Raw genomic sequence first — 14,767 nt, 5'->3', positions numbered from 1 at the left:
AGAGTGGAGGGGTGCTAATTTATCTCTATTTTAGAAAAATAAGGGGATAAATATACCCTTTTAGAAATATATTTCAGGCTTTTAGCACTCCTCCACCTAATGACACCAAAAATAAAAATTCAAAAAAGGAGGGGTGCTAAAATGCCAAACGTCACAAGCTTTTATCTTAGCAGAGTAATTGGGAACAAGGTTTTTTCAGAAGAAAAGAAGGTTGTGGGAAGGCTTTTAGACTTGATTGTTGATGCAAGTTATATTAGACCCAAAGTGATTGCTGCAAAGGTAAAAAGTGGCGGTCAAACTCAAATTGTGGACTTTTCGTTTTTCATAATCTATAAGGAAAAAGGTCAGTACGTGATTGAAACAAGAAATTTAAAGCCAATCGATGTGAAAAAAGAAGATACCATTATGCTTGTTCGTCATATACTTGACAAGCAGATTGTTGATATGAACGGCAGAAAAGTTGTGAGGGTTAATGATATAAGACTTGCAGTACTTTCTACAGGTGTTTATGTAATAGCTGTAGATATCGGTTTTGAAGGACTTTTGAGGAGGCTTGGTCTTGCAAAGCCCCTGAAAAGGGTATTAAAACCGCTAGGTAAAAACATTCCTTCGCGTCTTATTTTGTGGGATGATGTTCAGCCACTTGCATCTCCAAGACTTGATTTAAAGCTTTCAACCACATATTCAAAGCTCGCTACATTACATCCTTCAGATTTGGCAGACATTATTGAAGAACTTGACAAAAAGACGCAAGCTTACATTTTTTCTACCTTAGATGAAGAAAAGGCTGCAGATGTTTTGGAAGAGCTTGAGGTTGAAGCACAGAGAAATGTTTTAGAGAGTCTTCCTGTTGAAAAAGTGGCAGATGTGCTTGAAAAAATGCCGGCTGATGAGGTTGCGGATATTCTTGATGAGATAAAAGAGGAAAGGGCAGAAGAGCTTCTAAATAGTATGGAAAAAGAAGCATCAGAAGAAGTCAAAGAACTTATGGAGTATCCCGAAAACAGTGTAGGTGCTATAATGACCACCGATTTTATCTCATTCAAGACACATTTTACAGTTGAGCAGACAATAGAGGAATTAAGACGTTTAAAACCTGAGCCAGATGAGATTTATTATTTGTACGTTGTGGACAACGAGGAAAAGCTTTGCGGAGTCGTGTCTTTACGCGACTTAGTAATCTCTGAGCCTCAAACACCGCTTTATGAGATAATGAACAGGGATGTGGTTTGTGTCAAAGACACTGACAATGTTAATTCTCTTGTTGAGATTATTTCAAAATATAGTCTTCTTGCTGTGCCTGTTGTGAATGAGAGCAAGAAACTCATTGGAGTTGTTATTATAAACGATATTGTATATGAACTATTAAAGATGAAAAGAAAACTGTTGCTGTAGATAATAGGTTGATATGAAAGAGGTGATATAAAGATGGCGCAGACAACAAGAAGCACCAGACTAAAAAATATTCTTTTAATTTTAAGTGTAATTGGGCCAGGTCTTGTAACGGCAACAGCCGACAATGATGCATCAGGTATCGCAACATATGCAATGGTAGGTTCCATGTTTGGTTACAAGATGCTGTGGGGACTTTTTCTGATAACCATAAGCTTAGCAGTAATTCAGGAGATGGCAGCAAGAATGGGTGTTGTAACTGGCAAAGGACTTTCTGACCTTATTAGAGAGAACTTCGGTGTAAAGATGACATTTTTTGCGATGGTAACTCTTTTGATAGCTAACTTTACAACAACAGTTGGCGAATTTGCAGGAATTGCGGCAAGTCTTGAGATATTTGGTATATCTAAATATATTTCTGTACCTCTTACTTCTTTTTTTGTCTGGTATATAATTAATAAAGGTTCATATAAAAAGACTGAGAAATTCTTTTTAGGTCTCATGGTGATTTATGTTAGCTATATAATTTCAGGATTTTTAGCCAAACCGGACTGGAAAGAAGTATTTAAAAACACGTTTATTCCCTCATTCAGTTTTGAGCCAAGTTTTGTATTGATTTTTATTGCGATGATTGGGACCACAATAACCCCATGGATGCAGTTTTATTTGCAGTCATCTGTTGTGGATAAAGGGGTTAGTGTGAAAAATATTAAGTATCAGCGATGGGATGTATTCTTAGGAGCATTCTGGACAGACTTTATTGCATTTTTTATAGTTGTTGCAACAGCAGCAACACTCTATAAGCATGGAATTAGAATTGAAACAGCAGAAGATGCGGCAAAAGCTCTTGAGCCGTTTGCGGGAAAGTATGCATCAGGCCTTTTTGCAATAGGGCTTTTTGGTGCGTCACTTTTGGGTGCACATATTCTGCCGCTTTCAACAGCGTATGCTATAACTGAAGCGTTTGGTTTTGAAAATGGACTTGACAAAAAATTCAAGGAAGCACCTGTATTTTACGGAATAATTCTTCTTTTTATTGTAATAGGTGCGGGAATAATTTTACTTCCCAATATACCACTAATTAAACTTATGATAGTAGCTCAGGAGATAAACGGAATTTTGCTTCCAATTATTCTTGTTTACATGCTCAAGCTTACAAACGATAAAGAAATCATGGGTGAGTATGTGAATTCAAAACTATTTAATGTAATTGCATGGGTAACAGTTGTGTTCATAATAATTTTAACATTGATTTTGCTTGTGCAGCCATTTTTAAATATATAAATAGACTATTTTGGGACTGTTTTTTACGCATTTGTTTTTGTAATATAAGGTTTTAAACTGTTATGATAGGTTTTGTCGCAGATAGTTTTTATCAAAAAACTGTCTGCGGCTTTTCTTTTTCTTCACTTGACATGAAGCACTTCTTTGGTTTATAATTGACAAAAGTTAAAATGTACAAGCATAAATTGAAACTCTTTGAATTAAAATTAATCATAAAAATTATTATTTTCTTTTTGAAAAAGGGGAGGAAAAAATGGCAAGAGAAATGGATACAGCAAAATATCAATTATCTCGTGAAGCGTATGAAAAGTACTTAAAAGAACTTGAGAATTTGAAAACAGTAAAAAGGAAAGAAATAGCAGAAAAGATAAAAGTTGCACGTTCGTTTGGTGACCTTTCAGAAAACTCCGAGTATGATGAGGCAAAAGCAGAACAAGCAGCTTTAGAAGAAAGAATAGCATATTTGGAGCAGCTTATCAATAATGCTAAGATTATTGATAAAGATGAAGTTTCAACTGATTTTGTTGGAATTGGTACAAACGTAAAAATTCAAAATTTAGATACTGGGGATGTATTTGAATATTCAATAGTTGGATCAAAGGAAGCCGATCCTTTAAATTTTAAAATTTCTGATGAGTCACCTGTTGGAAAGGCTTTAATGGGTAAGAAAGTTGGAGATGTTGTTGAGGTGAATGTACCTGCAGGGAAGTTCAGATATAAAATACTTGAAATCTCAAAATAAAAAAGACGGAGTTGGTGAGTGGGGATGCAGGATTTTGAGTTTACACAGGAAGAGCTAAACGAGCAGATACAAAACAGGATAAAAAAACTAAAAGAACTTCAACAGAATAAATACAATCCATATGAAAAGGTAAAGTACGATCCTACACATTATTCTACTGATATTAAAGAAAACTTTGAAATATATGAAGGCAAGTTTGTCTGTGTTGCAGGAAGAATGCTTTCAAAAAGAGGTCATGGCAAGGCTTCGTTTGTGGATATTTTAGATGCAAAAGGGAAAATACAGGTATATGTAAAAATTGATGAAGTTGGAGAAGAAAAGTATGAGGAGTTCAAAGAATATTATGACATTGGAGATATAATAGGGGTAAAAGGTGAGGTTTTCAAGACTCACAAGGGAGAAATTTCTGTAAAGGCAAAAGAGATAGAGATGCTCACTAAATGTTTGCGTCCACTTCCTGAAAAGTGGCATGGTCTTAAAGATATTGATACAAGATATAGAAAAAGGTATCTTGACCTGATTGTAAATCCACAGGTTCGCGATACTTTTATCAAGAGAAGTTTAATAATTCGTTCGATACGCAAGTTTTTAGATGACAGGGGTTTTTTGGAGGTTGAAACTCCTGTTTTAAGTCCTGTGGCAGGTGGTGCTGCTGCAAGACCATTTATTACACATCACAATGCTCTTGATATTGACTTATATTTGAGAATTGCAACAGAGCTTCACTTAAAAAGACTTATAGTTGGCGGTTTTGATAAGGTATACGAGCTTGGCCGAGTGTTTAGAAATGAGGGTATTTCAATAAAACACAATCCTGAATTTACAACCATTGAGATTTACCAGGCATATGCCGACTACAAGGACATGATGGATTTAACTGAAAAGCTCATCACAACAGTTGCTCAAGAGGTTTTAGGTACGTTAAAAATAATATATCAAGGACAAGAAATTGACCTGACACCGCCATGGCAAAGATTTACCATGGTTGAAGCAATAAAAAAGTATATTGGTGTAGACTTTGAAAAGGTTTCTTCGTTGGATGAGGCAAGAAAAATTGCAAAGGACCTTGGGGTTGAAGTTGAAGAAAGCTGGCAGGTAGGTCATATTATTAATGAGGTGTTTGAGAAAAAGGTTGAGGATTACCTTGTTCAACCTACATTTATAATGGACTATCCAGTTGAGGTTTCTCCGCTTGCAAAGAGAAAAAAAGACAATCCACAATTCACAGAGAGGTTTGAACTTTTTATCACTTGCAGAGAATTAGCCAATGCATTTTCTGAGCTAAACGACCCGTTTGACCAGAAGGAGAGATTTTTAGAGCAGCTCAAAGAAAGACAGAGAGGTAACCAAGAAGCCCACATGATGGATGAGGATTTTATAGAAGCGCTTGAGTACGGTATGCCGCCGACAGGTGGGCTTGGAATAGGAATTGATAGGCTGGTTATGCTACTGACAGATTCGTATTCAATCAGAGATGTATTGCTTTTCCCCACAATGCGACCGAAGGATTAGTTAAAAAAGAGAGGGGCAGTTTTGTTTATTTTTAAAAAAAGCTGCCCCTTTTTTTAGAATACTATAATCTTTTACTTGTGCTATAATAGTTAAGGAAGGTAAAATGGAGAAGAAGGAGATTTTAAATAGCATGAAAATTGCTATTCCACATTCACTTTTATATTACTACTACTTTCCTTTATGGGACACCTTTTTTAAAGAGCTTGGGTTTGAGGTTGTAGATACAGGTCCAACAACAAAGGAGATTCTTGATAAAGGTGCAAAAGCGGCTGTCTCTGACATCTGTGCACCTATAAAAATATTTACAGGACACGTTATTGAAGGTTTAAAAGTAGCTGATTACGTATTTGTTCCAAGATTTGCAAGAATAAAAAAACCTGAATATTTTTGTCCAAAGTTTATGGGGCTTCCAGATATAATTGAGGGAACGGTAGAAGAAAGTAAAGGAAGAGTTATCTCACCTATAATAAATGAAAAGAATAACGAGAATATAAGCTCACTAAGAGTTTATGAAATCGTTGCTGAAATGTTTGGCTTTTCTCACAGAGAGATACGACTTGCAATAAAAAGGGCCGAAGAGGTTTTTGAAAGGTTTAAAAAACTGATGTATGGTGGACTTTCTTGTGAAAAAGCTCTTGAAAGCTATAAAACAGGCAGATGGGAAGAAGATTTAGAAAAAATAAAAAAAGATGGCGATGTGACAATTGCTGTTTTAGGATATGTGTATGATGTGTACGATTCTTTTATAAGCATGGACGTTATTAAAAAACTTGAAGCTTTAAATGTAAATATAAAAACATTTGAGATGATACCCCAAAAGGTTGCGTATGACAATTTAAAACATTACAGAAAGAGACTATTTTGGACTTTTTCTAACAGAGTTCTGGGAGCAGGCCTTCATTATCTAAAAGACCCGACAGTAGATGGAATAATCCATGTGACAGCCTTTGGATGTGGTCCTGATGCAATTGTTGGAAGGTTTTTGCAGTATGAGAGCGATATTGCAGGAAAGCCGTTTACCACTTTAAGAGTAGATGAGCACACAGGCGAAGGGCATATGGTTACAAGGATAGAAGCTTTTGTTGATATGCTCAGGCGAAAAAAGTGGGCGAAAGTGTCGGAGGTATTACAAAAATGAAAGTATCGTTTCCGTATATGGGTTCTGCTATAGTCTACAAAAAGCTTTTTGAGTTTTTAGAACATGAAGTGATAATGCCACCAAAACCAAGTCAGAGGACTATGGACCTTGGTGTTAAGTACTCACCAGAGTTTGCTTGTATTCCTCTCAAAATGGTCATGGGGACATATTTAGAGGCTATTGAAAAAGGTGCAAAAGTGCTTGTGACATCTGGTGGACATGGTCCGTGCAGAGCAGGTTTTTATGGTGACACTCACAGGAATATATTAAAATCTCTTGGTTATGACGATGTTGAGATTATTATCTTTGACGCTCCACAGGACAACTGGAGGGCATTTTTCAGGAATGTTCAAAAAATCAGAAATGGAGTTCCATGGCATAAGGTTATAAACAGGATGTACACCTTATATAGATTTGTCCAAAAACTTGATGAGCTTGAGAAGATGGTTCAAAAGATTAGACCATATGAAGTCAACAAAGGTCAAACAACCCAGATATGGAATCAAATCCAAGAAAAGTTTGACAAAATAAAGACAAGAAAACAACTGTATAAAGTTTATGAAGAATGCAAGCAGATGCTTCTTAATATTCCAACGAGAGAGGTTGATGAAAAAGACAGAATAAAAGTTGGGATTGTAGGCGAGATTTACGTTGTGATGGAAAGTTCTATTAACTTTGGGATAGAAGAGATTTTGGGCAATCTTGGGGTTGAGGTAGAAAGGAGCTTGTATCTTTTTGAATGGATAAACGACAATCTTGTTCCATGGATTTTGAGACCCAAGAGGTTTAAAGAGATTATAAAAAAGGGTCAAAGATACATCAAGATTTTAATTGGTGGTCATGCGGTTGAGACTGTGGGACATATTATAGACTTTAAAGAGAGAGGGTTTGACGGAATTGTTCATCTTATGCCCTTTGCATGTTTGCCAGAACTTGTAACCCAGAGTTTAATTCCAAAGATATCGAAAGAGGTTGACATACCAATTTTGTCACTTCCAATAGATGAGCAGACAGGAAAGGCGAATATGCTCACCAGGATAGAAGCTTTTGTTGACCTTTTGAGAAATAGGAAAAGAGGAAAAACAAAAGAAGTCTTTATTGACAACATACAAGAACATGTTCAAGAAGAAAGGGTTGTAATGGTATGAAGGAAATCTACATAGGGGTTGACGTGGGTTCTGTTTCAACTAACGTTGTTGCCATTGATAGAAATGTAAACGTACTTTTTAAGACGTATATAAGGACAAACGGGCAGCCTATAGATTCGGTCAAAGAAGGTGTAAAGCAGTTAAAAGAGACTCTTGGAGATGTAGAAGTTTTAGGAGTAGGTACAACTGGGTCTGGAAGACAGCTTGCAGCTGCTATTCTGGGTGCTGACGTTGTGAAGAACGAAATTACAGCTCATGCAACAGCTACAATTCATTTTGTGCCTGATGTGAGAACTATTTTTGAAATAGGGGGGCAGGACTCGAAGATAATAATTATAAAAGACCAGATGGTTGTAGATTTTGCAATGAACACTGTGTGTGCTGCAGGAACTGGATCTTTTTTGGACCATCAGGCAGAAAGACTTAAAATTCCTATTGAACAGTTTGGTGATTTGGCACTCTCTGCAACAAGGCCAGTTCGAATTGCAGGAAGATGCACAGTGTTTGCAGAATCTGACATGATTGCAAAGCAGCAGTTTGGATTTTCAAAAGCTGAGATAATAAGAGGGCTTTGTGATGCTCTTGTCAGAAATTATTTGAACAATGTTGGAAGGGGAAAAAACTTGGAAGCGCCATTTGTTTTTCAAGGCGGTGTTGCGGCAAATATGGGTATCAGGGCTGCATTTGAAAGAGAACTTCAAACCAAAATTATTGTGCCGGAACATTTCAATGTGATGGGGGCAATTGGCAGTGCAATTTTGGCAAAAGATTACATCGAAAAGACAAAAGCAAGAACAAATTTTAGGGGATTTGATGCTGCTGACATTGATTTTTCAACATCTTCTTTTGAATGCAAAGGTTGTTCAAACAGGTGCGAGGTTGTAAAAGTTTCAATGGATGGAAAGGTCATTGCAATGTGGGGTGACAGATGTGGTAAATGGACAAATTCGCTGTAAGATTTTTTAAAACAAGGCCATGGAGGGATTGTTCCATGGCGTTTAGTTTTTTGTTTACAGGTTTATTATTTTTTTATTTAAAAAGTGATATAATAAAAGTAGAAAATAATTTCATAACTAAGAAGGTTTTAATCATGTCAGAGGGGTAAGGGATTATATAAGGTCAATTCTTTTAAAAATGTGTGCTTTAGAGTCATATCCGGGCAAGGAAGAGGAGTTAAAAGAGTTTGTTGAAAATGAACTTTCAGAGATGCTCATCTTTTACGACGACGATATGCAAAACAATCTCTTTGGCGAAAGAGGCAAAAATCCTAAGGTGGTTTTAAATGCTCATCTTGATTCGTATGGTTCAGAACATGTAGGTAAAAACTGGATGTTCGAAGTTATTTACGATGAAAAAACAGATAAAATAAAGGGAAATGGTATACGTCCAATAGGTGCTGATGACAGATGTGGTATTGCTATAATCTTAGCTCTTTTGAGGTTTACTGATTATCAATTTAAGTTTCTTTTCACTACATCTTGTGAAGATGAACATCAAGGCGTAAAGTTTTTTATTGAAAATCATCCAGAATTTTTTAAGGGTGTAAATCTTGTGATTGGTCTTGACAGAAGAGGGTTTGGAGATGTTGTATGTAGTTATGGTGGAAAAGACATATGTTTTAAAAATGAATGTGTCGACAAAGTGATAGATATTGGTAAGTCGTTAGGAATACCTGCTAAGAAAGAAAGAAGCCCTCATGTTGCAGATATAAGATTTATTGCAGACAAGTTTGGAGTAAGTAGCTTTTGTCTTTCTGTTGGATATTATAACCCTCACACAATATCTGAGTATGCTATTTTAGGTGAGATTGTTAAGACATATGAATGGATGTGCAAAATCTTAGAGTGCGTACAATAAGATGACATAAACACAAGATAACTTTTTAAAAAGGACCTCTTTTCTAAGGTCCTTTTTTGTTATTGTAATTTTTCCTTTGCTCAAGTATAATGTATTAAAAACGATTATTTATACATCTTCTATATATTTAAGCGAAAAAATCGTTAAAAAAAATTGGGGATATTATAAAAAACATGTCGACAAAGATTTTCAGGTATTATACAATAAATAATTAATCTTTTTATGAACATCTCAAACTATTCAAATAGGGGGAAATGTTTTAATGGAAGAAAAACTAATATATATTGATGGCGAGTTTTACAAGAAATCAGAAGCAAAAATTTCAGTGTTTGATCATGGTTTTTTGTATGGCGATGGTGTTTTTGAAGGAATAAGAGTATATAACGGCAAAATTTTTAAGTGTAAAGAACATGTGGACAGGCTGTACCAGGCTGCAAAAGCCATCTATATGGAAATTCCAATCTCTAAGGAAGAGATGATTGAAGCCCTAAAGAAGACTTGCAGAATAAATAATATCAGGGAAGGATATATCAGACTTGTTGTGTCACGAGGGGTGGGTGATTTAGGTCTTTCACCAGCAAAGTGTCCAAAACCGACAATTGTAATAATTGCTGATTCAATTGTTTTATATCCACAAGAAATGTACGAAAAGGGAATGAAGGTAATAACAGCATCCACAAGAAGAAATAGTCCTCAGTGTGTTGACCCGCAGATAAAGTCACTAAATTACCTGAACAACATCTTGGCAAAGATTGAGGCAAACAGAGCAGGTGTTCCCGAAGCAATAATGCTTACACAAGATGGTTATGTGACAGAGTGTACAGGTGATAATATTTTCATTGTTAAGGATGATGAGCTTATAACACCACCTGTTTATCTTGGAGCTTTGGACGGGATAACAAGAAGAACGGTAATGGCTTTGGCAAAAGATTTGGGAATACCTGTGTATGAAAAGGTATTTACACTTTATAACCTTTACAATGCTGATGAGTGTTTCTTTACAGGAACTGCAGCAGAGGTTATCGCTGTGACTGAGGTTGATGGCAGAAAGATAGGAAATGGTGAGGTTGGACCAATAACAAAAAAACTTATGGAAGAGTTTAAAAAACTTACCCTTGTTGATGGTGTTGATATATATGAGTAAGGAGATGAAAACATAAGATGAGAAGCGATATTGTCAAGAAAGGATTTGAAAAGGCTCCTCAGCGTTCACTTTTCAAAGCAATGGGATACACTGATGAGGAGATAAGAAGACCGCTTATTGCAGTTGTAAATTCATGGAATGAAATTGTTCCAGGGCACATTCATCTTGATAAGATTGCAGAGGCGGTAAAAGCGGGTATAAGGCTTGCCGGTGCAACTCCAATGGAGTTTAACGTCATAGGTGTATGTGATGGTATTGCAATGGGGCACATTGGTATGAAATATTCTCTTATCACAAGAGAACTCATCGCAGATTCAATCGAAGCAATGGTAATGGCGCATCAATTTGATGGTATGGTCTTGATTCCAAACTGTGACAAAATAGTACCTGGAATGCTCATGGCAGCGGCAAGGGTGGACATTCCTGCTATTTTAATAAGTGGTGGGCCCATGCTTGCAGGTAAAGTTGATGATAGGATATGTGACTTAAACTCTGTGTTTGAGGGTGTAGGCGCATATTCTGCTGGCAAGATTTCTGAAGAGGATTTATATGCTTTAGAAGAAAATGCATGTCCTGGTTGTGGTTCTTGCTCGGGGATGTTCACAGCAAACACCATGAACTGTTTGAGCGAGGCTTTGGGGCTTGCTCTTCCTGGAAATGGAACAATTCCAGCTGTAATGGCAGCACGAATCCGTCTTGCTAAAATGGCGGGAATGAAGATAGTTGAGCTTGTTGAAAAGGATATAAAACCGTCTGATATTTTAACAGTTGAAGCATTTGAAAATGCCTTGGCAGTTGACATGGCGCTTGGGGGGTCAACAAACACTATTTTGCATCTTCCTGCTATAGCAAATGAAGTTGGGATAAAGTTAAATCTTGATATAATCAACACTATAAGCGATAGAACTCCAAATCTTTGCAAGCTTTCACCGGCAGGACAACATCATATCGAAGACCTTTACTTTGCAGGTGGCGTTCAGGCTGTTATGAATGAGCTGTCAAAAAAGAAGTTAATTCACTTAAATCTTATGACAGTTACAGGCAAAACAGTTGGTGAGAATATTAAAAATGCAAGTGTTAAAAACTACAATGTCATAAGACCAGTTGATAATCCATATTCTGAAACAGGTGGGCTTGTGATTGTAAGAGGTAACCTTGCACCAGATGGTGCTGTTGTAAAGAAAAGTGCTGTGCCGCCAAAGCTAATGAAGCACAGAGGACCTGCGCGCGTGTTTGAAAGCGGTGAAGAGGTATTTGAGGCAATCTTGAAAGGAAAAATCCAAAAAGGAGATGTTATTGTTATAAGATATGAAGGGCCAAAAGGCGGACCTGGTATGAGAGAAATGCTCTCGCCTACATCAGCTTTGGCGGGTGTTGGGCTAATTGAAGATGTTGCACTCATCACCGATGGAAGGTTTTCCGGTGCTACAAGAGGTGCTTGTTTTGGGCATGTATCACCAGAAGCAGCAGAGAGAGGTCCAATTGCAGTTGTGAAAGATGGAGATATAATTTCAATTGATATAGAGAGCAAAACTCTTACCTTGGAAGTTCCTGAGGATGAGATAAAAAGAAGACTTGAAAACCTTCCACCATTTGAGCCAAAAATAAAAAAAGGGTATCTTTACAGATATTCAAAGCTTGTAAGGTCAGCGTCAACTGGTGCTATACTTGAATGAAAATCTTTTTTTGGGGGTTGTGATATTTTGAAGTTGACAGGTGCAGAGATTATAATCGAATGTTTAAAAGAACAGGATGTAAATGTTGTTTTTGGGTATCCGGGTGGTGCTGCTTTAAATATTTATGATGCTCTTTACAAACATCAGAATGAAATAAAACATTATTTAACATCTCATGAACAGCACGCGTCACACGCTGCAGATGGATTTGCAAGAGCGTCTGGTAAGGTTGGTGTTGTGTTTACAACCTCAGGCCCCGGTGCGACAAATATCGTCACAGGTATTGCAACAGCATATATGGATTCAGTTCCGGTTGTTGCAATTACTGGGCAAGTACCAACAAATCTTCTTGGGAAAGACTCTTTCCAAGAAGTTGATATTACAGGTATTACAATGCCAATTACAAAGCACAATTTCATTGTTAAAGATGTAAATACACTTGCAGACACAATCAGACGCGCATTTGAGATTGCGCAGAGTGGAAGACCAGGACCTGTTTTAGTTGATGTTTGCAAGGATGTCACTGCACAGTATGCTGAGTATGAGAAGAAAGAACCCAAAAAGATAAGAAAGAATGTTTTGGCAACAAAAGAAGAGATTGAGAAGGCAATAGAACTTATCAATGCAAGCGAGAGACCTTTTATCTGTTCAGGCGGAGGGGTTATTTCGTCAGAGGCATCAGAAGAGCTCATTGAATTTGCAGAAAAGATAAATGCACCTGTTGCCACAACTTTGATGGGTGTTGGTGGATTTCCATCAACTCATCCGAACTATACAGGACTTGTTGGGATGCATGGCACAAGGGCTTCTAACTATGCAGTTTCGCACTGTGACCTTTTGATTGCTATTGGTGCGAGGTTCTCAGACAGAGTAATTAGCAAAGTAGATAAGTTTGCACCAAATGCAAAGATTATTCACATTGATATTGACCCGGCTGAAATAGACAAGAATGTGAGTACAGATATTGCCCTGATTGGTGATGTAAAGCAGATATTAAAAATATTGGTTGAAAATGTACAGAAGAAGACTAACACAGACTGGATTGAGATGATTTACGAATGGAAGAAAAACTATCCTTTGAGCTATCCTCAAGATGGCAAGCTCCATCCCCAGTATGTTGTTGAGAGAATTTCTGCTCTTACCAACAACGATGCAATAATCACAACAGAGGTTGGACAAAACCAGATTTGGGCAGCACAGTTTTACAAATACCAAAGACCAAGACAGTTTATTTCTTCTGGTGGTCTTGGTACAATGGGTTATGGTTTTGGTGCGGCAATTGGAGCAAAGATAGCAAGACCAGACAAAGTAGTAATTGATATTGCAGGTGATGGGAGCTTTAGGATGAACTGTGGCGAGCTTGCAACAGCTGTTCATTACAATATTCCTGTGATAGTTGCACTACTTAACAATGGTGTGTTGGGCATGGTACGCCAGTGGCAGGATCTCTTCTACGGAAAAAGATTTTCACAGACAACACTTGACAGACCACCAGATTTTGTAAAGCTTGCAGATGCATACGGTGCACTTGGCATAAGAGTTACATCACCAGATGAGGTTGACAGAGCTATTTTAAAAGCGTTAGAAGCAGGAAGACCAACTGTGATTGACTTTGTAATTGACAAGGACGAAAAAGCTCTTCCAATTGTCCCACCCGGTGCGCCAATTGATGAGATTATTGATTAGAAAAGACCAATAAGTGGAGTATGATTTTTTACAGTGTTTTTTGTATTAATTATTATAGCGCGGAAATATATCAGAAAATAATAAGGTAGGAGAAGAATAGTAGAATATTATATTACCGGTATTTTTTATCTTTTTGGTTTTGGGAATTATAGATTAATTTGACTTGAAAAAAGTATTTTAATGAGATAGCAGTATTCTTATTTGTTTTATATTTATTATATTTAAACACAATAATAACATACACAAATGAAAAAAAGAATAAATACATTAAAATGTAAAGTTAGAAAATCAAGTTCAAAATAAAAATAAAGATAAGAGGGGCTTTTCACAAAAAATTTGAAAAGCCCCTCTTTTAACTATATAAATATCCAAAAAGATTGTTGTCAATATTATCATTTTAACGATGAATTGATTGCTTACAAAACAAATTAGTTGCATATTTTGGTTTAACCCTCTCGGTAGTTCAATCATGGCAATTTGTTGGCACGAAGAACAAAATATCAAAAAGAGGTTCAGAAATATTGCGAAGAGTATTGTTCTGCGGTAAAAAATATATTCAAAATTTTTTAAAAACCTCTTGCTTTTAATTAGCTGGTCTTTTTTTGTTATTAAAAAAGTTTTTTATTTGGGGTATGTTGAATATCAAGATTCCTGTAAGATAACCAAGTAAATTAATTATAATGTCTAAAATATCAAATACACCCCTTTTTGTTAAAAACTGTAGCAATTCAACTACTATAATCCATACTAAAAAAATAAAAATTGTGATTTTTGGTTTATTTTTTATTCTAAAAGAAAGGTAAAAACCAGCTGGCAAATACAAAATGAAGTTTTCAATTATTTGAGATAAACTATAATTAATTATTTCATTTAAATTAAAGTTGATGTAATGTTCTGATCTGCTTATCCGGAAAAAGCTAAGCGAAATAACTAAAACAATATAACTGGTAAATAAAATATCTAACATGTAATAATATAATTTTCCGTTAAATATAAGATGCAAGAGAGAAAACAATAAAATAGCTACAAAAACTCTCAAAAATATAAAGCTAAATGCTTCAATTGAAAAATGTAACCAGATATCATCTAAAACATAATAACATAAAAACATTGACAAAACAAGAGAACATATAACTATAAATGCATTTTTTAAGATTTCTTTAAGTTTCATAATGGTCCCCCTGCTAA

12 protein-coding genes and 1 pseudogene are annotated in these 14,767 nt (G+C 36.1%); 12 read left to right on the top strand and 1 reads right to left on the bottom strand.

The features are described 5' to 3' along the window. Positions 1–141: 141 nt before the first annotated feature. The 12 genes and pseudogenes from CaldiYA01_RS08985 to CaldiYA01_RS08930 form a co-directional block, all read left to right on the top strand. Entirely contained in the window at positions 142–1,395 is a 1,254-nt protein-coding gene (locus CaldiYA01_RS08985; RefSeq protein WP_207178948.1) for a magnesium transporter, read from the top strand. Positions 1,396–1,428: 33 nt separating this feature from the next. Continuing rightward, positions 1,429–2,676: an Nramp family divalent metal transporter gene (locus CaldiYA01_RS08980; protein ID WP_207178946.1), complete on the top strand. Its 1,248-nt coding sequence runs from the start codon at positions 1,429–1,431 to the stop codon at positions 2,674–2,676. A 265-nt stretch (positions 2,677–2,941) separates the two neighbouring features. Next, positions 2,942–3,418 (top strand): transcription elongation factor GreA, encoded by a 477-nt coding sequence (gene greA, locus CaldiYA01_RS08975; RefSeq protein ID WP_307729603.1) that lies wholly within the window; start codon positions 2,942–2,944, stop codon positions 3,416–3,418. Positions 3,419–3,442: 24 nt separating this feature from the next. Then, positions 3,443–4,930: a lysine--tRNA ligase gene (gene lysS / locus CaldiYA01_RS08970; protein WP_207178942.1), complete on the top strand. Its 1,488-nt coding sequence runs from the start codon at positions 3,443–3,445 to the stop codon at positions 4,928–4,930. Between the two features lie 103 nt (positions 4,931–5,033). Then, positions 5,034–6,068, top strand: coding sequence for an acyl-CoA dehydratase activase-related protein (locus CaldiYA01_RS08965; RefSeq protein WP_238480513.1), 1,035 nt, complete (start codon positions 5,034–5,036; stop codon positions 6,066–6,068). After that, positions 6,065–7,216, top strand: coding sequence for a 2-hydroxyacyl-CoA dehydratase (locus CaldiYA01_RS08960; RefSeq protein WP_207178940.1), 1,152 nt, complete (start codon positions 6,065–6,067; stop codon positions 7,214–7,216). Before CaldiYA01_RS08965 ends, CaldiYA01_RS08960 begins: the two co-directional genes overlap by 4 nt. Continuing rightward, positions 7,213–8,172, top strand: a complete 960-nt coding sequence (locus tag CaldiYA01_RS08955; RefSeq protein WP_207178939.1) for an acyl-CoA dehydratase activase — start codon at positions 7,213–7,215, stop codon at positions 8,170–8,172. The genes CaldiYA01_RS08960 and CaldiYA01_RS08955 overlap by 4 nt, the downstream gene beginning before the upstream one ends. Before the next feature lie 178 nt (positions 8,173–8,350). Further along, positions 8,351–9,073 (top strand): M28 family peptidase, encoded by a 723-nt coding sequence (locus CaldiYA01_RS08950; RefSeq protein ID WP_207178937.1) that lies wholly within the window; start codon positions 8,351–8,353, stop codon positions 9,071–9,073. A 262-nt stretch (positions 9,074–9,335) separates the two neighbouring features. Beyond that, positions 9,336–10,217: a branched-chain-amino-acid transaminase gene (gene ilvE / locus CaldiYA01_RS08945; protein ID WP_207178935.1), complete on the top strand. Its 882-nt coding sequence runs from the start codon at positions 9,336–9,338 to the stop codon at positions 10,215–10,217. A 17-nt stretch (positions 10,218–10,234) separates the two neighbouring features. After that, positions 10,235–11,893, top strand: coding sequence for a dihydroxy-acid dehydratase (gene ilvD, locus CaldiYA01_RS08940; RefSeq protein WP_207178933.1), 1,659 nt, complete (start codon positions 10,235–10,237; stop codon positions 11,891–11,893). 27 nt (positions 11,894–11,920) lie between these two features. Beyond that, entirely contained in the window at positions 11,921–13,579 is a 1,659-nt protein-coding gene (gene ilvB / locus CaldiYA01_RS08935; protein ID WP_207178931.1) for a biosynthetic-type acetolactate synthase large subunit, read from the top strand. A gap of 425 nt (positions 13,580–14,004) precedes the next feature. Then, positions 14,005–14,118: pseudogene (locus CaldiYA01_RS08930) on the top strand (transposase); the annotation flags it as partial. Positions 14,119–14,162: 44 nt separating this feature from the next. Here CaldiYA01_RS08930 and CaldiYA01_RS08925 read toward each other — a convergent pair. Then, entirely contained in the window at positions 14,163–14,750 is a 588-nt protein-coding gene (locus CaldiYA01_RS08925) for a VanZ family protein (protein WP_207178928.1), read from the bottom strand. Between the last annotated feature and the right edge of the window lie 17 nt (positions 14,751–14,767).

The sequence above is a fragment of the Caldicellulosiruptor diazotrophicus genome (assembly GCF_017347585.1).
GTDB lineage: Bacteria > Bacillota > Thermoanaerobacteria > Caldicellulosiruptorales > Caldicellulosiruptoraceae > Caldicellulosiruptor > Caldicellulosiruptor diazotrophicus.
The sequence above is the reverse complement of the archived record's forward strand: the minus strand, read 5'-3'. Positions and strand labels throughout refer to the sequence as shown.

Coding starts and splice junctions, on each gene's coding strand:
- greA (WP_307729603.1), top strand. CDS start 2,942: ATGGATACAGCAAAATATCAATTATCTCGTGAAGCGTATGAAAAGTAC.
- CaldiYA01_RS08980 (WP_207178946.1), top strand. CDS start 1,429: ATGGCGCAGACAACAAGAAGCACCAGACTAAAAAATATTCTTTTAATT.
- CaldiYA01_RS08965 (WP_238480513.1), top strand. CDS start 5,034: ATGGAGAAGAAGGAGATTTTAAATAGCATGAAAATTGCTATTCCACAT.
- lysS (WP_207178942.1), top strand. CDS start 3,443: ATGCAGGATTTTGAGTTTACACAGGAAGAGCTAAACGAGCAGATACAA.
- CaldiYA01_RS08955 (WP_207178939.1), top strand. CDS start 7,213: ATGAAGGAAATCTACATAGGGGTTGACGTGGGTTCTGTTTCAACTAAC.
- ilvD (WP_207178933.1), top strand. CDS start 10,235: ATGAGAAGCGATATTGTCAAGAAAGGATTTGAAAAGGCTCCTCAGCGT.
- CaldiYA01_RS08950 (WP_207178937.1), top strand. CDS start 8,351: ATGTGTGCTTTAGAGTCATATCCGGGCAAGGAAGAGGAGTTAAAAGAG.
- CaldiYA01_RS08960 (WP_207178940.1), top strand. CDS start 6,065: ATGAAAGTATCGTTTCCGTATATGGGTTCTGCTATAGTCTACAAAAAG.
- CaldiYA01_RS08985 (WP_207178948.1), top strand. CDS start 142: ATGCCAAACGTCACAAGCTTTTATCTTAGCAGAGTAATTGGGAACAAG.
- CaldiYA01_RS08925 (WP_207178928.1), bottom strand. CDS start 14,750: ATGAAACTTAAAGAAATCTTAAAAAATGCATTTATAGTTATATGTTCT.
- ilvE (WP_207178935.1), top strand. CDS start 9,336: ATGGAAGAAAAACTAATATATATTGATGGCGAGTTTTACAAGAAATCA.